We start from the raw sequence: 17,706 nt of genomic DNA, 5'->3' as shown, positions 1-17,706 counted from the left end.
GCAAGCCGGGCACGCGCGCAAGGCTCCCCGTCCCGTGCAGATCGAATATGCCGAGGTTGCGGTTGACGCCCTCGCCGCACGGACGGCAAATGCCGGCAATGATGATTTCGTCGGCCAGAATCGAAAGTACGCGCGAATGAGCCAGCGCCAGCTTCCGATCATCCTGGCGCTCGGCACCACGCAGACGCTGGCCTGGGCCTCGAGCTATTATCTGCCGGCCCTGCTCGCCGATCCCATGGCGCGCGACCTCGGCGTCTCCTCCAACTGGATCTTCGGCGCGTTCTCGGCTTCGCTGGTGATCTCGGCGATGCTCGGCCCGCGCATCGGGCGGCAGATCGATCTCGTCGGCGGCCGGCAGGTGCTGTCGGTCTCGAACCTCACCATCGCGGCCGGCCTCGTGTTGCTCGGCGTCTCGCAGTCCGTCGCGGTCATGGCGATCGCCTGGCTTGTGCTCGGCGTCGGCATGGCGATGGGCCTCTACGACGCCGCCTTCGCCGCGCTGGGGCGGATCTACGGCACCGAGGCGCGCCGGCCCATCACCGGCATCACGCTGATGGCGGGGTTTGCCTCCACCGTCGGCTGGCCGCTCACCGCCTGGGGCCTCGCCCATATCGGCTGGCGCGAGACCTGCTTTGCCTGGGCGGCCGCCAATATCCTGATCGGCCTGCCGCTCAACTTCTTCGTGCTGCCGGCGATCAAGGGCGCCAGGCAGGCGGCGGCGACCGCCGAGAAGCCGCATCTGCCGCTCGACCGCACCATGCTGCTGCTCGCCTTCATCTTCGCGGCGGTCTGGACCGTCACCGGCGCCATGGCCGCGCATTTCCCGCGAATCCTGGAGACGACAGGCGCGACGCCCGCCGAGGCCATCGCCGCCGGCGCGCTGATCGGCCCGGCGCAAGTCGGTGCACGCATGCTGGAGGCCGGCTTCCTCAGCCGCTTCCATCCGCTGTGGTCGACGCGGCTTGCCTGCCTCACCCACCCGATTGGCGCGGTGATCGTGGCGATCTTCGGCGGCGCCGCGGCGAGCGCGTTCGCGCTGTTCCACGGCTCGGGCAACGGCATCCTGACGATCGCGCGCGGCACGCTGCCGCTGTCGATCTTCGGTCCGAAGGACTTCGGCTACCGTCTCGGCATCATCGGCGCTCCCGCACGCATGGCGCAGGCGGTGGCGCCGCTGGCCTTCGGCCTCTTGATCGACCTCATGGGCGCCAAGGTGCTGATCGTCTCCTCCGCGCTCAGCCTTTCGGCGCTGGCCGCGCTGTTCCTGATCCGCACCAGGCCGCGGCCGGATTGACCGGCCCCGAGCTTTCGCGCACAAGCGGGCCATGAGCGACGACAACGATCCGCCCCGCACCTTCAAAGGCCTGTTGCGCTGGGCAACCACGCCGCCGCAGGCCTGGGGCGTCTACCTCCTCGCCGTCCTCCTGGTCTGGCTGCTCTCGTTCTACGCCGGCACGCTGAAGCCGAAGAAGACGCCGGAAGCGAGCCCGCCGGGCGTGACCGCGCCGAAAGGCTGATCCACCGCTAATCGTAAAACTCCGGCGCCATCTTCTGGCTGTCGCGCTGGGCCTTGTCGTGGTTGATCCAGAGCTGCGCCTTCTCCTTGGCCAGAGTGTCGGCGATCTTCTGCATCGAAGCCGTGGTCTGGCCCTTGTCGACGTTCATGCCGGGCACGCGGCGATTGTCCCAATTATCCCTGAAGTGCACGGCGTCACCGGACAGCACCACCGCGCCGGTCTTGGGCAGTTTCACCAGCAGCGACTGGTGCCCGGGCGTGTGGCCGGGCGTCGACAGGATGGTCATGCTGCCGTCGCCGAAAACGTCCTTGTCGCCGGTGAGCAACTCGACGGGGTGCGAGGGCTTGAAGCGCGGCGAATTGTTGGCGCCGGGCCAGTCATATTCGGCCTTCTGCACGTAGAGCATCGATTGCGGAAACAGCTCCACATTGCCGGTATGGTCCGGATGGGTGTGCGAGACCGCCATGGCCTTGACGTCGTCGGGCTTCACGCCGAGCTGCTCGAGCTGGGCGGCAAGCGTCTTCGGCCGGCGCCAGGTCACGGCCTTGGGATCGGCGGGCGCAAGACCATTCGGCATCGCGGCGACGGCATCGGCGATGCCGGTGTCCCACAGGAACCAGCCCTTGGCGTGCTTGATCAGATAGCAACTGTCGACGAAGTCCATCGTCTTGCCTTCGTTCAGCCCGGGCGTCCAGCGCGAGATGTCGCCCGCGGCGCCCTCCCCGCAATTGAGCACGTAGAGCTTTTCGACGCCGGCCGATTGCGCGAGCGCCGCCGGGCCTGACAGCGCCAGTGCGGCAATGGCGAGAGCGAGCTTGGTCCTGCGCATCCTTGGTCCTCCCTGGCGGCCACGAGGCCGCGACTTGGCATCAACGTCGGATCAACCCCGGTCCGACGGCAGAATTCCCGCGAAGACCAGCGTCAATGCAGGCAGGTCTCGACCTCCACCGTGACATGGCTGAGGCCCTTCAGCCCGGCGAGCCGCCGCTTGTAGATAGCAGGCGTCTTCGGCTTGTCCGACACCACCGAGAGCAGCACGGCACAATGGCCGGGGCCGACCTGCCACAGATGCAGATCGGTGACGCGGTCGTCGCCGACCTCCATGCGCGCGCGGATCACCCGCTCCAGCTTCTCGTCGGCGCGCACGTCGAGCAGCACCGCGCCCGACGACTTGACGAGGCCGAACGCCCAAGCCCCGATCACCACGCTGCCGATCAGGCCAACGGCCGGATCGGCCCAGACCCATCCCGAATACATCGCGACCGCAAGCGCGGCGATCGCCAGCACGGAGGTCGCAGCATCGGTCATGACATGGACATAGGCCGCGCGCAGATTGTTGTCGTGATGATGGTGGCGATGGCCGTGATGATCGTGGTCATGATCGTCATGCTCATGGCCGTGCGCGTGCCCGTGATGGTGATGATCATGGCTGTCGCGCAGCAGCCACGCGCTGGCGAGGTTGACGCCGAGGCCGAGGGCGGCCACCGCCATGGCCTCGCCATAGACGATCGGCACCGGATTGATCAGCCGCAGCACACTCTCATAGGCGATCTCGACCGCGATCAGGCCGAGGATGATCGCGCTGGCGAAGGCCGCGAGATCGCCGAACTTGCCGGTGCCGAAGGTGAAATGCGCATTCCCCAGGTGACGGCGCGCGAAGCGATAGGCGAAGGCGGCGATGCCCAGCGCGGCCGCATGCGTGCCCATGTGCCAGCCGTCGGCGAGCAGCGCCATCGAGCCGAACACCGAGCCAGCGACGATCTCGCCGACCATCATGACCAGCGTCAGCACCACCACAAGCCAGGTGCGCCGCTCGTTCTCGTCGTGCTTCTCGCCGAGAAACGCGTGGTCGTGGGTCCATTGTTCGATGGAATGCGAATGCATCGAATTCTCCAGGAGATTCAGCTCTGTTGAGCCTAGTATAGACCGCGGGGCCGCACTTTTCGAAGGTCCAATCGCTCCCTTGGATTGACAGTGCTTCTTAGTTTCGCTGTAATCTGCGCCATGGGGATTTGAGCGATCTCCCCACGAGGCGACATGCCCAAGTATCGCGTCCCGTCTGATTTATGCGAGGACGCATCATGGCTACGTTCACGACCATATCATCCGATAAATTGGCGCGCCTGATCGGCACGGCCAACGCGCCTGTGCTGATCGATGTCCGCACCGAGGAGGATTTTGCCGCCGACCGGCGGCTGATTCCCGGCTCGATCAAGCTGAGCCACGAGACCGTCGCGGAATGGGGCGGCGAGTTTGCCGGCCGCTCGGCCATCGTCTCCTGCCTGCGCGGCGCCAAGCTGGCGCAGGGCACGGCCGCCTGGCTGAGGCAGCTCGGCGCCGAAGCCGAAACCCTGGAAGACGGTTTCGAGGGCTGGAAGGCGGCCAAGCTGCCGCTGGTCGACGCCCGCAAGCTGCCGCCGCGCGATGCCAAGGGACGCACAATCTGGGTCACGCGGGCGCGGCCGAAGGTCGACCGCATCGCCTGCCCCTGGCTGATCCGGCGCTTCGTCGACCCCAACGCGGTGTTCCTCTATGTGGCGCCGTCCGAGGTGGTCGCGGTCGGGGAACGCTTCAACGCGGCGCCCTTCGACATCGAGAACGTGTTCTGGAGCCACCGCGGCGAGCTCTGCACCTTCGACGTCATGATCGAGGAGTTCGGCATCGCCACGCCGGCTCTGCTCCGGCTCGCGACGCTGGTGCGCGGCGCCGACACTGCTCGGCCGGACCTCGCGCCGGAAGCGCCGGGCCTGCTCGCGGCCTCGCTCGGGCTGTCGCGCATGTATGATGACGACCTCGAACAGCTCGAGGCCGGCATGACGCTGTACGATGCCTTCTACCGCTGGTGCCGCGACGCCACGGCCGAGACCCACAACTGGCCGACCAACAAGGTGAAGGCGTAATGGACATTCGTAACGTTCAAGCAGGAGCTGATGCCGGTCACGGCATCAGCTTCGGCGATGCGTTCCGCGTCTGGCTTCGCGTCGCCTGTCTGAGCTTCGGCGGGCCCGCGGGCCAGATCGCGGTGATGCATCGCATCCTGGTCGAGGAGAAGAAGTGGATCTCCGAAGGCCGCTTTTTGCATGCGCTGAACTATTGCATGCTATTGCCGGGCCCGGAGGCGCAGCAGCTCGCCACCTATGTCGGCTGGCTGATGCACCGCACCGCCGGCGGGCTGATGGCGGGCGGGCTGTTCATCCTGCCCGGCATCATCGCCATCATGGGCCTCAGCTACATCTATGCGGCTTTCGGCAATGTCAGCTTCGTCGAGGCATTGTTCTTCGGCCTCAAGGCCGCCGTGCTCGCCATCGTCGTCGAGGCGGTGGTACGCGTCGGCAAGCGCGCGCTGAAGAATCGCATCATGATCGCGCTGGCGGCGATCGCCTTCGTCGCGATCTTCTTCTTTGCGGTGCCCTTCCCGATCATCATCATCGCCGCCGGCCTGATCGGCTATGCCGGCGCGCGCAGCGGCCGGCCGGAGTTCGCCCCGGCCGGTCACGGCCATGGCAGCGGCGGCGCCGCGATCGACAGCATGCTCGGCGAAGCCGTGCCCGAACACGTCAAGCCCAACACGGCGCGCGAGATCCGAACCGGCGCGTTGTGGTTGGCGCTCTGGCTGGTGCCTGTCATCGTGTTGTTGCTTGCCCTCGGACAAGGCAACGTCTTCAGCCAGATCGCGCTGTTCTTTTCCAAGATGGCGCTAGTCACCTTCGGCGGCGCCTATGCCGTGCTGGCCTATGTCGCCCAACAGGCGGTCGAGCATTATCATTGGCTGAAGCCGCACGAGATGCTGGATGGCCTCGGCATGGCCGAGACCACGCCGGGCCCGCTGATCATGGTGCTGCAATTCGTGGGCTTCATGGCGGCCTATCGCGACCCCAGCGGCCTGTCGCCGATGTTCGCGGCCACGCTCGGCGGATTGCTCGCGACCTGGGTCACCTTCACGCCCTGCTTCCTGTGGATATTCGTCGGCGCGCCCTATATCGAGCGCCTGCGCGGCAACACCGGCCTTGCCGGCGCGCTCAGCGCGATCACCGCCGCCGTGGTCGGCGTGATCCTGAACCTCTCGATCTGGTTCGCCCTGCACACGCTGTTCCGCGAAACAGTGCCGGTGCATGCGTTTCCGCTGAACTTCGACATGCCGGTGCTCGGGAGCGCCGACGTGCCGGCACTGGTGCTCTCGATCGCGGCGGCGACCGCGATCTTCAGGTTCAAGCTGGGGATGCTGACGGTGCTGGCGGGGAGCTGCGCGGCGGGCGTGGCGCTGAGGTTGTTAGGGGTGATTTAGGGCCTTGGCGCGAAGGATGGGTCGAGCCCTCGCGAAACCCACCCTGCCTCGTCGTCGGCGGAGGGGTTGATGGGTTCGCTTACGCTCCACCCATCCTACGAGCTGGACCGCCGACCCGGAGGCGCGGCCAAGGGACCGCTCGCCCTCCAACGGACAGCGCGGCGGTCCCACAGGTTCAACGTCAATTTGCGAAGCGCTCTCAGCGGCTCTTCTTTTTCGCTAACCGATCAACGCATACCCGCATATCGTAGTTTCTAGCCTCCTGCGCTGCTCCCGTCAGCGAACCAAATGGGCCATGCTTTGCGTACGACTGTTTGCAGCATGCCAGCGGAAAGCTTGCGGTGCATTGGGATAAATCTTGCGCCGAAGCTTCCGACAGCAATAGTTGAGAGCAGATCGAAGCGAGGGCAAGCGAAATAGACCCGCGTAACATTCAGCGGCCTCCTTACTCAAAAAGTTTAGTGATCAACTCGCTCAGTTAAGTCGTGGGCAGGCCCTTCCTAGCGAGACAGGCGCGCACCTTTTTGGCGGGCCCCTCTGGCACCCTGTAGGCACTCCAGTCCGCGCGAGTATAACCGGCGGCGGTCACGCAGTCGGTTACGCCTTGTTCTCTCTTTCTGGCCTGATCCACGCTGGTGCCGTCACGCTGAGCTTGGCACACAGGATCGTGGTGACATACGACGCGGGCGTGAGCAGACGTCAGCCCGGCCGACACGACGAAAAACGCGGAAGCGACAATCATTGATTTCATAATACACCCCCAAGTTGACAACGGCGACCGTAGCCTTCGAGAATGGAACCTTCAACCCCAGAGCGCAGGGGTCAGCCAGATTCTAAGCGTTCGCTCCCTTCGGAGGGATTGATGGGGTTCGCTTACACTCTACCCATCCTACGAGCTACCCATCCTTGGAGCTAACGTAGCCTCGCTTTTGCTGCGACGATCGAGCGCGTCGTTAGGGTGGATCAGTGTCGTATTTTCAGTGAATTCCCGCATCCTTCCCGCACGCGTCTGTCGGACTCCCACCGCGTGGGAGAGGCAGCAAGGAGCGCATATGCGGCCAAGTGTTCATTTGGACGGCTTGCGCGCCTCGTCTCGCGCCAACCGCTCCGCTCTCAGACGCTTGTGGTTTTCATGAAACTGGGGATCGGCTTGACTATCCGCGATCGACTGCCGCGCTGCGTTCGGGTTTTGCGCCCTGCGGTCGGCTTCATCGGCGATCTGCTGCTCGGCTGAGCGTTTCGATTTGGTCATGACTGGATCCTTGCACCCGTAGATTTGACGCGGCGAGAGTTTAGGTGTGGGCCACAAGTGTTGATCACCCCGTTTGCCGTGAGAGCTTCGGCCGCCAACGAGAGCCGCGGCTTCGGTCGAGGCAACTCGGATCGCAAAAGGACGGGCAGACGTTTACCGCAGCCATAGGTCAGACGGACGCGATGGCCGGACGGATTTCATCTCACTTGGCGTAGCCCTGTGACCGGAGCCAAGAAATCCGACGCTCTCCGTTCATCCAATCGTCGATTTCGGCTTTGCTCGCGAAGCCGGTTATTTCTCGGGGTTCTGAGCCTGGATACTCGGCGACGATGACCCAGTCGCCCTCAGATTTACGAAGCGGTTTGAAGCTCACTCTTATTTTTGCCATGCCGAACTATGGAGGAAAGTGGGCAAAAAGGAAACCTCGTCGAGCCCTTTTGAGCAACTTGCCGCCGGCGGCCGGAACGCGACTCCAGCGTAAAATGCTTAAAGCGGGGCCTTTTCGCCGGGGTTAGCTTCCATTGCCAGGAACAACTTACCTTGGATGAGAGCATGACCGACCTTTCCATCGATGCGCGGCTCTCCTCGGCGGCGGGCTCGGCCTGACACTTTATCAGGTTATGCTCGGAGGGGCGCAGGGCTCCGCGCGCAAATGGTCATGCTGTCGCTCGCAACGGCGTTGTTCTTCCCCGTGCTGGCGCAAGCTGCCGTCGGGCAAAACAGCTCAGCCATTCCGACGAGGCCGCCTGCCAACCCCTTCCTGCAAAAATATTCCACTTTACCGAAATTCGGATTTGTCGCACAAGCAAACCACCCTGGCCCGAGACAAGGGGCGGATCGCGATCGTCACGAACGGCGGACAGGTCGCTACGCTCGCAACGACGCGGAGAGAACCGCGAACACCGTCGTTGCCGCGCTACCGCATCATCATCCGCGCGATCGCCTCCCCGATCACCACCGTCGTGAAATGCGTGTTGGCGCGGCAGTCGGACGGCATGATCGAGGCGTCGGCGACGCGCAGACCCGAGATGCCCTTCACCGAGCCATCAGGGTTGACCACGCCGTCGGCATCATTGATGCCGCTCATCCGGCAGCTGCCGGCAGCGTGCTGGATGTCACCGGTCTCACGGCGCAGCACCGCGTCGAGCTCGTGATCCGGCAGGGCGGCTGCCTGCGGCAGCGTCAGGTCGGTATCGGCGAGCCGGATCCAGTCGGCGATGCCCGAAAGCGCCGGCTGCGAGGTGATCACCGCGAGCCGCCTCACCGCGTCGATCATGCGCAGCATGTCGCGGGGATCGGCGAGCATGTTCTCCTCGACGACAGGATCGATCGCGGGATCGGTCGAGGCCAGCTTGAGCGTGCCGCGGGAGTAGGCGTTGAACAGCCCGGCGCCGATCGCGCCGGGCACGCCGATGCCGCGGTGATTGAAGGCGATCAGGATCATGTCGCGCTTGCCGCCGTCCGCAAGGCCCGAGGAATAGGTCACGCAGCAATTGGTGTGGCGCGTATCAGGATCGGTGGGCCGCAGGTTCTCGTGGAGCTGGATGGTTGCGCGAAACAGCGGGTGATCGAAATAATGCTTGCCGACCGGCAGATCGCGCTCGACCGCAATTCCCATTTCCTTCAATTCGTCGGCCGGCCCAATGCCCGAGCGCAGCAGGATCGCCGGGCTATGGATCGCGCCGGCACACAGCACGATCTGCCGCGCGCTGATCTCTTGGGTGCCCTGCCCCTCCACGTGAACGCGGACGCCGGTGGCGCGGCCGTCGCTGATCAGGACGCGATCGACCAGCGCATGGCCGCGGATCTCGAGGTTAGGCCGGCCGCGCGCGGGCTCGAGATAAGCCTCGTTGGTGCTGATGCGGCGCAAGTCGCGGCTGTTGATGGGATAGCAGGCGACGCCCTCACCGTCGGGACCGTTGAGGTCCGTGCACCAGGGATAGCCGCTCGCCAGCGCCGCGTCCCGCAAGCCGCGGTCGATCGGTCCCCATTTTTCCGGCGGCGCGCGATAGACCGGCAGCGGACCGCCGCGACCGTGGCCCTCGGCATCGCCGAATTCAAAATCGTCCTCGATCACGGAGAACAGCGGCATCACGTCCTTCGCCGACCAGCCGGTGCAACCATGGGCGGCCCATTCGTCGAAGGCATCGGCAACACCGCGGATCGCGATCTGGCCGTTCATCATCGAGGAGCCGCCGAGCCCCTTGCCGCGCCAGTAGAAGCGCGGCTGCTGCCCCGCCACCCGGCGCGACAGCAGATCAGGCCACTGCCATTTCTCCTGGTACTTGCGCTTGTGGATGATCGGGATCGGATTCGGCGTCCGCACCTCCCACGGCGCCTCATCGGCACGCCAGTCGAGCCCGGCTTCGAGCAGCAACACGCGCCGCGCGCGATCCTCGGAAAGCCTTGCGGCCACAGCAGCGCCGGCGGAGCCGCCGCCGACAACAATGACATCGTACATCGCGCTCATTCTCGACATTCCAGACCACCGGCGTCGTGGACGGTATCAGACGGTGCTAAGCGGTGGAATGCGAATTGGAGAGCGGCGCTGTCGCAGCCCGTGAGCGCAGGTGCGCGTGCCCTGGACGCAGCGCAGCGCCACTTCAGCGGTGCGCTGCAGAGCCGCAGCCCATGTCTCCCAGCCACCTGTGCAGCGTGGGTCCCGACTCTGCGCAGCAGCGTTGCACGCTGCAGCGCGTCCGGGACACTAAACACCCTACCCGATCGCCTTGCCGAACTTGTTCGACTTCGGGAAACCCTTCGGCGGCAGGCGGCCGGCGTCGGCGCGGGTGCCCTTCCACTCGGCAAGCTCCTTCATGGTCGCGGAGAATTCGCGGCCCGCGGAGTCCTTCCAGGTCAGGCCGGCCTTGGCCTCGAACACGGCGACGTCCGAGAGGCCGCCGTCCTTGTACTTCTGCAAGCGCACGCCGCGGCCGCGCGCCATTTCCGGCACCTGGTCGAGCGGGAAGACCAGCATCTTGCGGTTCTCGCCGATCACGGCGACGGTGTCGCCGATCACTTCCGTGATCGCGCGCGCCTCGTTCGGCATGTCGACGTTGAGGACCTGCTTGCCCTTCTTGGTGGTACCGACGCAATCGTCCTCGCTCACCACAAAACCCTGGCCCTCGTGGCTTGCGACCAGGAATTTGCGTCCGCCCTTGTTGACGAACAGCGCGACGGGCGCCGCCTCCTGCTCGAGGTCGATGAAGAGGCGGATCGGTTCGCCATGGCCGCGACCGCCCGGAAGCTTGGCGACATCGAGCGTGTAGAACTTGCCGTTGGTGGCGAACAGCAGCAGTTTCGAGGTGGTCTCCGCGAAGAAGGCAAAGCCGAGCTTGTCGTCCTGCTTGAAGGCGAGGCCCGAGAGATCCTCGACATGGCCCTTCATGGTGCGGATCCAGCCCTTGTCGGAGACGACGACCGTCACCGGCTCGCGCTCGACCAGGGCTTCCTCCATCGCGGCGAGATCGTGCTCGGGAGCGTCGGCGAAGGTGGTGCGGCGCTTGCCGAGCGGCGTCTTCGGCCCGAACATGTCGCGGACCTTGCCGACCTGCTCGCCGACCTTCTTCCACTGCTCGGCCTCGGAGGCGAGCACCGCGTTGATGCCCTTGAGCTCGGCACGGAGGTTCTTGTCCTCGGTGCGGATCTCCATCTCCTCGAGCTTGCGCAAGGAGCGCAGGCGCATGTTGAGGATGGCTTCGGCCTGCACCTCGGTGAGCTTGAACTCCTTCATCAAGGCCGGCTTCGGCTCATCCTCGGTGCGGATGATCTTGATCACCTTGTCGATGTTCAGATAGGCGATCAGGAAGCCGCCGAGCACTTCGAGCCGGTGCTCGATCTGCGCCTTGCGATAATTGCTGCGGCGGATCAGGACATCGCGCAGATGGTCGAGCCATTCGCGCAGGCACTCCGCAAGTCCCACCACCTTGGGGACTCGGCCCTTGATCAGCACGTTGAGGTTCAGCGGAATCTTGTTTTCGAGCTCGGTGAGCCGGAACAGCGATTCCATCATCAGCGCGGGATCGACGTTCTTCGACTTCGGCTCGATCACGATGCGGACGTCTTCGGCCGACTCGTCCCTGATGTCGCCGACCAGCGGCAGCTTCTTCTGGTCGAGCAGCTCCGCGACCTTCTCGATCAGCCGCGACTTCTGCACCAGGAACGGGATCTCGGTGACGACGACGACCCAGGTGCCGCGCGCGCCCTCCTCTTGCGACCAGCGCGCGCGAACGCGGAACGAGCCACGGCCGGTGGTGTAGGCCTCGGCGATGGCCTGCTTGGAGTCGACGCAGATGCCGCCGGTCGGGAAGTCTGGGCCCTTCACCCACTTCATCAGGGCCCTGGATTTCGCGTCGGGCTTCTCGATCAGATGCAGCGCGGCCTCGCAGAGCTCGGCGGCGTTGTGCGGCGGGATCGAGGTCGCCATGCCGACCGCGATGCCCTGCGCGCCGTTGGCGAGCAGGTTCGGGAAGCCGCCGGGGAGCACGACCGGCTCCTTCGACTGGCCGTCGTAATTGGCGCGGAATTCGACGCCGTCCTCGTCGATGCCCTCGAGCAGAAGCCGCGCGACGTCGGTCATGCGCGCTTCGGTGTAGCGATAGGCGGCCGGATTATCGCCGTCGATATTGCCGAAATTGCCCTGGCCGTCGACCAGCGGGTAGCGCGAGGAGAAATCCTGCGCGAGGCGCACCATGGCGTCGTAGATCGCCTGGTCGCCGTGCGGATGGAACGAGCCCATCACGTCGCCGACGATCTTCGCGGATTTCTTGAAAGCGGTGCCGGGGTCGAGCCTGAGCAGGCGCATGCCGTAGAGGATGCGGCGGTGGACCGGCTTCAGGCCGTCGCGCGCGTCGGGCAGCGCGCGGTGCATGATGGTGGAGAGCGCATAGGCGAGATAGCGCTCTTCCAGCGCTTCCTGCAGCCGGACCTCGTGAATTTCGGCCGGTTCTTCCGGCGGAACGATTCGTTTTCCCATGCCGCCCGGTTAAACCGTGGAAGGGAATCGGGCAAGGATGGATTGTTCCCCTGGCCCGCCTAGTGGCCGGCCCAGCCGGCTGTCACGGTCTGCGTCTTGTCCGGGACAGGGGCCGGCATATTGGTCAGGCAACGCCGGGCGGCCTCGATTTCGGCCTCCGTGGCCCCCTTCGACCGCGCCCATGTCTCTGCAGCGGCAGCGGAATATTTGGCCACATAGTACCGGACGACGGTGCAGGATGCCCGGCGAAACACGCCGGGTTGCGGCTCGCCGGCCATTGCATCAGGCGCGAACGCGAGCAGCGCCGCGGACAAGGCGAATCCCTTGATCAACATTTAGGCTGTCCCCGTTGTGGAACCCGAAGGCCAATTCCGCTCGCCTGGATTTCGTTCCCTGGAACTGCATGTTTGAGGGAGATTGCAGAGTCCCGTTTCACTCATGGCGCGGGAATCGTTGCCCTCGCCTGTTGCCGGGTCAGCGCATTGATGAAGCCGGCGCGCGCATCGGAATGGCCCTGCCCGCGCGGCTCAAGCACATGGCGGAGCAGGAACAGGCCGGTGAGCCGAAAGCCGTCCTGGAGATCCTGGTCGGTCAGGTCGCTGGCAGTTTCGCCATGGCGCAGGAACGGGGGCAGCCGCAACAGCCGATCCCGCCACGGCTCGCCCGCCCCGCGCGACACCGCCCCGCCGGACTTCGGCGAGACATAGATGAGGTCCGTGGTCTCGCCGGTCACCGCGCAATTCTCCAGCGCCAGTCCGAAGCCGAGCTCGGCGAGCATCGCCAGCTCGAAATGGATCAGGTGCACGGCGGCACCGCCGATGTCGTCGAAATCATCCAGCGAATGCTCGAGCAGCGCAAAGATCTCCTCGTGCGGGTCGCGCTCCGGCAGCAGCCGCGCAATCGAGGCGAGATGCGTGACGCCGTAGACCCCATGGGAGGATCCCAGCAACGTGGCCGCGCGCAGCTTCAGTCCCTCGATCGCGTAAGTGCCGAGATGCTCGTCGAGCCGCGCCCGCCACACCGCGCTGACGCTGTTCCCCGGCTGCAACAGCGGCCGCATCCGCGAGCCGGCACCGCCCCGCACCAGACCGAGATGCCGGCCATGCGCGCGCGTGAGCAGCTCCACGATGGCGCTGGATTCGCCATGCCGCCGCACGCCCAAGACGATGCCTTCGTCGGTCCATTCCATGGGATCGAGTGTAGCGGATTTCGCCCGTTAATCGTAGGGCGGATTGGCCGAAGGCGTAATCCGCCAATAGCTCGTGCACATCAAACGGCGGATTACGCTCCGCCAATCCGCCCTACGGCACCGCGCAAGACCTCACGCGTTGAACCAGCCCTGCGCGTCGCCGCTGAAGGAGAAATACAGGCCCATCGTCGTCAGCACGCAGGACACGATCTCGATGGCGCTGTCGAGCTCCAGGCCCTTCTCGCCGATGATCTGGCCGAGCGAGATCACCGACAGCACCAGCGCCGCCGCCAGCACAAAGCGCGGCCAGTTCTTGCGATGATGCGCCGCCAGCCTGACGAAATAGACGAGGAGCAGGATCATGCCACCGGCGAGCAAGGTCTGCGTGGTAATCATCCGCTCGGTCATCTCGGCGCTCGGCGTGCGGTCCTGCACCGCCACCGACAGGGCGTCCAGCATCAACGATGCATAGAGCAGCGCTTCGAAGCGCCTGATGTTGCTGGGCACGCTCATCGGATACCGATCGTTTCTTGGTTATTCTTTCGGGAAGTCCAGGCCCATCTCGCGGTAGCGATCGGGATCGTCGCCCCAGTTCTCGCGCACCTTGACGAACAGGAACAGATGCACCGGTACGTCCAGGATCTGCATCAGCTCTTTCCGCGAGTCCGCGCCGATCGACTTGATGGTGGCGCCGCCCTTGCCGAGCACGATCTTGCGTTGGCTTTCGCGCTCCACGAAGATCGTTTGCTCGATCCGCACCGACTTGTCCTTGCGCTCCTCCCACTTGTCGGTCTCGACCGTGGACTGGTAGGGCAGCTCCTGGTGCAGCTTCTGATAGATCTTTTCGCGCGTGATCTCGGCCGCCAGCTGCCGCATCGGCGCGTCCGACATCTGGTCCTCGGGATAGAGATACGGCCCCGGCGGCACCATTTCCGCGAGCGTCTTGCGGATGTCGTCGACGCCGTCGCCCGAGATCGCCGCGATCATGAAGGTCCGCGCGAACTTCATGCGCTCGTTGGCGGCCTGCGCCAGCGCCAGCAGCTTCTCGCGCTGGACCAGGTCGACCTTGTTGATGACCAGAATCTTCTCGTGATTGACGCTCGCCGCCTTGGTGAGGATCGCCTCGGCCTCCTCGTCGATCCCGGTCTTGGCGTCGAGCAGCACGCAGACGAGATCGGCATCATGCGCCCCGCTCCAGGCGGTCGAGACCATGGCGCGGTCGAGCCGGCGCTTGGGCAGGAAGATGCCGGGCGTGTCGACCAGGATGATCTGCGCATTGTTCTCGATCACGATGCCGCGGATCAGCGCGCGCGTGGTCTGCACCTTGCGCGAGACGATCGTGACCTTGGCGCCGACCAGCGCATTGACCAGCGTGGACTTGCCGACATTGGGCGCGCCGATCAGCGCAACGAAGCCGCAGCGCGTTGCCGTCGGCGTCTCGCCGCTTGCTTCAACCGTCATTGCCGCCGCCAACACCTTCACGCGCGATCATCACTGAAGCTGCCACCTTCTCCGCTGCGCGCTTGCTGCCGCCGATGCCCTCCGCCGGCGCGAGCCCCGGCAGATCCACCGCGACGCGGAATTGCGGATCGTGATGCGGGCCGGTGCGCTCGACCTCGCGGTAAACCGGCGTCGGCAGCCCCTTGCCTTGCGCCCATTCCTGCAGCACGGTCTTGGGATCGCGCAACGGACGGCGCGGCTTGTGCATGCGCTCGGTCCAGTTGCGTTTGACGAACTCGGACGCCGCCGCGTAGCCGCCGTCGAGGAAGACGGCGCCGATCACGGCCTCGCAGATGTCGCCGAGGATGGATTTGCGCAGGCGCGCATCGGCGCTGGAGCCGACCGAGCCGAGCTTGATGTCGTCGAGCAGGCCGAGCGACTTGGCGACGTCGGCGCAGCTTTCCTTGCGCACCAGCTCGGCAAGGCGCTTGGAGAGCTCGCCCTCGTCGGCGTTCGGGAAGGCATGATAGAGCATGTCGGAGACGACGAGCCCGAGCACGTGGTCGCCGAGGAATTCCAGCCGCTGGTAGCTGTCACCGCGCTTGCGCCCGGACTTCAGCGCCGAGACGTGCGTGATCGCCTGCATCAGCATGTTCGGGTCGCTGAAGCTGTGGCCGATGCGGGCCTCGAGCGCCGCGTTCGCATCGGTGCCCTTGGCCTTGCTGCTTCGCGCGCGCTTCTTCTTGGCAGGCGTCTTCGGTGCAGCTTCGCTCTCAGGAGCGGCTTGCGCCTCGGTCGGTTGGATCGGGATGTCCTTGGCTTCGTCTTTCATCGGACGATTTTGAAGAAGCGATTCCAGCGTACTGCCCACGGCCAGCGCCAGAACATCCAGGCATGCTCGCCTTCGGCGATGGAGAAGAAGATCATCTGGGCGCGACCGATCAGATTCTCCTGCGGCACATAGCCGACCTGGCCGAGAAAGCGGCTATCGGTGGAGTTGTCGCGGTTGTCGCCCATCATGAAGAAATGGCCCGACGGCACGGTGTAGACATTGGTGTTGTCGACGTAGCCGTTGTCGGCGCAGTCGAGCGTCTCATAGGACACGCCGTTCGGCAGCGTTTCCTTCCAGCGTTTCACCCGGGAGATGCCGCCGCCTTCCGAGCCGCAGGGCTCCTCGCCGACATATTCGCTCATCCGCTGCCGCTCGACCGGCGTGTCGTTGATGTAGAGCAGCCCGTCCCGCATCTGGATGCGGTCGCCGGGAAGACCGATCACGCGCTTGATGTAATCGGTGGAATCGTCCTTCGGCAGGCGAAACACGACGATGTCGCCGCGCTGCGGGTCCGAGCCCCAGATCCGCCCGGAGAACAGGTTCGGTGAAAGCGGGATCGAATAGTGGCTATAGCCGTAGGAATATTTCGAGACGAACAGATAGTCGCCGACCAGCAGCGTCGCCTTCATCGAGCCGGACGGGATGTTGAAGGGCTGGAACAGGAAAGTGCGGATCACCAGCGCGATCAGGAGAGCGTGGATCACGACCCGGATCGTTTCGCCGACGCCGCTTTCAGTTTTCGTTCCCGAAGTCACGCTCATTGCTCTCTCAATTCCGGCCGGCGATCACAGAGCGCCCTCCTCCCGCGAACGGCCCACCGGTTCGCGGCGCAAGGAGATTGTCCTGATTCTGATAGTGAGGGCCAATTCCGGCGTAAAGCCGAATTCGCCCAGGCTGATTTGCGTCCGCGGACTTTTAGACGGTTGTCGGAGGCCACGCAATCAAGGATCGCATCAAAATTGGGTAAGGCGTTGATTCGTAACGAAAATCACAAAAATCCCGGCGCCCCGTCAAGGTTTCGGCAGCGGCACGGCGGAAATGATGACGAAGGCCTGCGCCAGCGGCCAGTCGTCGGTGATCGACACGTCGATCCGCGCCTCGAAGCCATCAGGCGTCAGGGCCTGGAGCCGGGCCAGGGCGCCGCCGGTCAGCTGCATGGTCGGCCGTCCGCCCGGCAGGTTGACCACCCCCATATCGCGCCACCACACCCCGCGCCGGATCCCGGTGCCGAGCGCCTTGGAGCAGGCCTCCTTGGCGGCGAAGCGCTTGGCGTAGGTCGCCACCACCATCTTCTCGTTCTTGGCGCGGCGCTCCGCCTTGGCCCGCTCCGCCGCGGTGAAGATGCGGTCGAGGAAGCGCTCGCCGTGCCGCTCAATCACCTTCGCGACGCGGGTGATGTCGATGAGGTCGGAGCCGATGCCGATGATCACGCCCGGCTCCGTCCGCGGTCCATCGCCGCGCGCATGCTGCGGACGGTCTCGGCAAGACCGACGAACAGCGCCTCGCCGATCATGTAATAGCCGATGTTGAGCTCCATGATCTCAGGCAAGCCTGCGATCATCTCCGCCGTCGCATAGTCGAGCCCGTGCCCGGCATGGACCTCGAGGCCGGCGGCCTTCGCGAGCTTCACGCCCGCCACGATCCGCTGCCATTCGGCCTCGGCCTTGGCGGTGTGGCCGTCGGTCACGGCGTCGCACCAGGCGCCGGTGTGGATCTCGATCACGGGCGCACGCAGCTTCGCCGCCATCTCGATCTGGGCGGGGTCGGCGGCGATGAACAGCGAGACGCGAATGCCGGCATCGTTCAGCCGCGCGATATAGGGCGCGAGCGCGTTGTGCTGGCCGACCACGTCCAGCCCGCCTTCGGTGGTCACCTCCTGCCGGCGCTCCGGCACCAGGCAGACCGCGTGCGGCCTGGTGGCGAGCGAGATCCGCATCATGTCGTCGGTCGCCGCCATCTCGAAATTGAGCGGCTTGGAGATCTCGGCCTTCAACCGCGCCATGTCCTCGTCGCGGATGTGCCGGCGATCCTCGCGCAAATGGGCGGTGATGCCGTCGGCGCCGGCCTCGATCGCCAGCAGCGCCGCCCGCACCGGATCGGGATGGCGGCCGCCGCGCGCGTTACGCACGGTTGCGACGTGATCGATATTGACGCCGAGGCGAAGCTTCGATGCGGGCATTTCAGAACTCACGAAATCAGAGAGACCGGCGCATGCG

17 protein-coding genes are annotated in these 17,706 nt (G+C 65.2%); 4 read left to right on the top strand and 13 right to left on the bottom strand.

From position 1 onward, the window contains the following. Positions 1-136 precede the first annotated feature (136 nt). Both AC0WRY_RS15135 and AC0WRY_RS15130 read left to right on the top strand, forming a co-directional pair. Positions 137-1,294: an MFS transporter gene (locus tag AC0WRY_RS15135; protein WP_194408272.1), complete on the top strand. Its 1,158-nt coding sequence runs from the start codon at positions 137-139 to the stop codon at positions 1,292-1,294. A 31-nt stretch (positions 1,295-1,325) separates the two neighbouring features. Then, positions 1,326-1,517 carry a hypothetical protein gene (locus AC0WRY_RS15130; protein WP_194407732.1) on the top strand — a complete coding sequence of 64 codons (192 nt, stop codon included), beginning with the start codon at positions 1,326-1,328 and terminating at the stop codon, positions 1,515-1,517. A gap of 7 nt (positions 1,518-1,524) precedes the next feature. On the opposite strand, the gene AC0WRY_RS15125 is transcribed toward AC0WRY_RS15130, so the two are convergent. After that, positions 1,525-2,346 carry an N-acyl homoserine lactonase family protein gene (locus AC0WRY_RS15125; RefSeq protein WP_491123307.1) on the bottom strand — a complete coding sequence of 274 codons (822 nt, stop codon included), beginning with the start codon at positions 2,344-2,346 and terminating at the stop codon, positions 1,525-1,527. Between the two features lie 92 nt (positions 2,347-2,438). After that, complete coding sequence (dmeF, locus tag AC0WRY_RS15120; RefSeq protein WP_194407730.1) at positions 2,439-3,401, bottom strand: CDF family Co(II)/Ni(II) efflux transporter DmeF; 963 nt, start codon at positions 3,399-3,401, stop codon at positions 2,439-2,441. A 197-nt stretch (positions 3,402-3,598) separates the two neighbouring features. Between dmeF and AC0WRY_RS15115 the strand changes: the two genes are divergently transcribed. Together AC0WRY_RS15115 and chrA are read left to right on the top strand one after the other, a co-directional pair. Then, the gene (locus tag AC0WRY_RS15115) at positions 3,599-4,417 is read left to right on the top strand and encodes a chromate resistance protein ChrB domain-containing protein (RefSeq protein WP_194407729.1); all 819 of its coding nucleotides are present in this window, start codon (positions 3,599-3,601) and stop codon (positions 4,415-4,417) included. Continuing rightward, on the top strand, positions 4,417-5,802 hold the full coding sequence (chrA, locus tag AC0WRY_RS15110) for a chromate efflux transporter (protein ID WP_194407728.1): 1,386 nt from the start codon (positions 4,417-4,419) through the stop codon (positions 5,800-5,802). Before AC0WRY_RS15115 ends, chrA begins: the two co-directional genes overlap by 1 nt. 1,066 nt (positions 5,803-6,868) lie before the next feature. Here chrA and AC0WRY_RS15105 read toward each other — a convergent pair. The 11 genes from AC0WRY_RS15105 to AC0WRY_RS15055 all read right to left on the bottom strand — a co-directional run bounded on the left by AC0WRY_RS15105 (position 6,869) and on the right by AC0WRY_RS15055 (position 17,669). After that, a complete protein-coding gene (locus AC0WRY_RS15105) occupies positions 6,869-7,054 on the bottom strand; it encodes a hypothetical protein (RefSeq protein WP_194407727.1) in 186 nt (61 codons plus the stop codon). A gap of 916 nt (positions 7,055-7,970) precedes the next feature. Beyond that, on the bottom strand, positions 7,971-9,515 hold the full coding sequence (locus AC0WRY_RS15100; RefSeq protein WP_194408271.1) for a GMC family oxidoreductase: 1,545 nt from the start codon (positions 9,513-9,515) through the stop codon (positions 7,971-7,973). A gap of 255 nt (positions 9,516-9,770) precedes the next feature. Beyond that, positions 9,771-12,029, bottom strand: a complete 2,259-nt coding sequence (gene parC, locus AC0WRY_RS15095) for a DNA topoisomerase IV subunit A (protein WP_194407726.1) — start codon at positions 12,027-12,029, stop codon at positions 9,771-9,773. 59 nt (positions 12,030-12,088) lie between these two features. Continuing rightward, on the bottom strand, positions 12,089-12,364 hold the full coding sequence (locus AC0WRY_RS15090) for a hypothetical protein (RefSeq protein ID WP_194407725.1): 276 nt from the start codon (positions 12,362-12,364) through the stop codon (positions 12,089-12,091). A 101-nt stretch (positions 12,365-12,465) separates the two neighbouring features. Further along, positions 12,466-13,218, bottom strand: a complete 753-nt coding sequence (recO, locus tag AC0WRY_RS15085) for a DNA repair protein RecO (protein ID WP_194407724.1) — start codon at positions 13,216-13,218, stop codon at positions 12,466-12,468. Between the two features lie 132 nt (positions 13,219-13,350). After that, positions 13,351-13,731, bottom strand: coding sequence for a hypothetical protein (locus tag AC0WRY_RS15080; RefSeq protein ID WP_194407723.1), 381 nt, complete (start codon positions 13,729-13,731; stop codon positions 13,351-13,353). 21 nt (positions 13,732-13,752) lie between these two features. Then, the gene (gene era / locus AC0WRY_RS15075; RefSeq protein ID WP_491123306.1) at positions 13,753-14,679 is read right to left on the bottom strand and encodes a GTPase Era; all 927 of its coding nucleotides are present in this window, start codon (positions 14,677-14,679) and stop codon (positions 13,753-13,755) included. Further along, on the bottom strand, positions 14,669-15,490 hold the full coding sequence (gene rnc / locus AC0WRY_RS15070; RefSeq protein WP_194407721.1) for a ribonuclease III: 822 nt from the start codon (positions 15,488-15,490) through the stop codon (positions 14,669-14,671). Before rnc ends, era begins: the two co-directional genes overlap by 11 nt. Continuing rightward, a complete protein-coding gene (lepB, locus tag AC0WRY_RS15065; RefSeq protein ID WP_211416714.1) occupies positions 15,487-16,251 on the bottom strand; it encodes a signal peptidase I in 765 nt (254 codons plus the stop codon). Before lepB ends, rnc begins: the two co-directional genes overlap by 4 nt. Positions 16,252-16,500: 249 nt before the next feature. Then, a complete protein-coding gene (acpS, locus tag AC0WRY_RS15060) occupies positions 16,501-16,920 on the bottom strand; it encodes a holo-ACP synthase (protein WP_194407719.1) in 420 nt (139 codons plus the stop codon). Then, on the bottom strand, positions 16,917-17,669 hold the full coding sequence (locus tag AC0WRY_RS15055; RefSeq protein WP_491123305.1) for a pyridoxine 5'-phosphate synthase: 753 nt from the start codon (positions 17,667-17,669) through the stop codon (positions 16,917-16,919). The genes acpS and AC0WRY_RS15055 overlap by 4 nt, the downstream gene beginning before the upstream one ends. Positions 17,670-17,706: the final 37 nt, after the last annotated feature.

The organism is Bradyrhizobium sp. T-12 (assembly GCF_058314695.1).
This window is presented reverse-complemented; position numbering and strand designations above follow the sequence as displayed.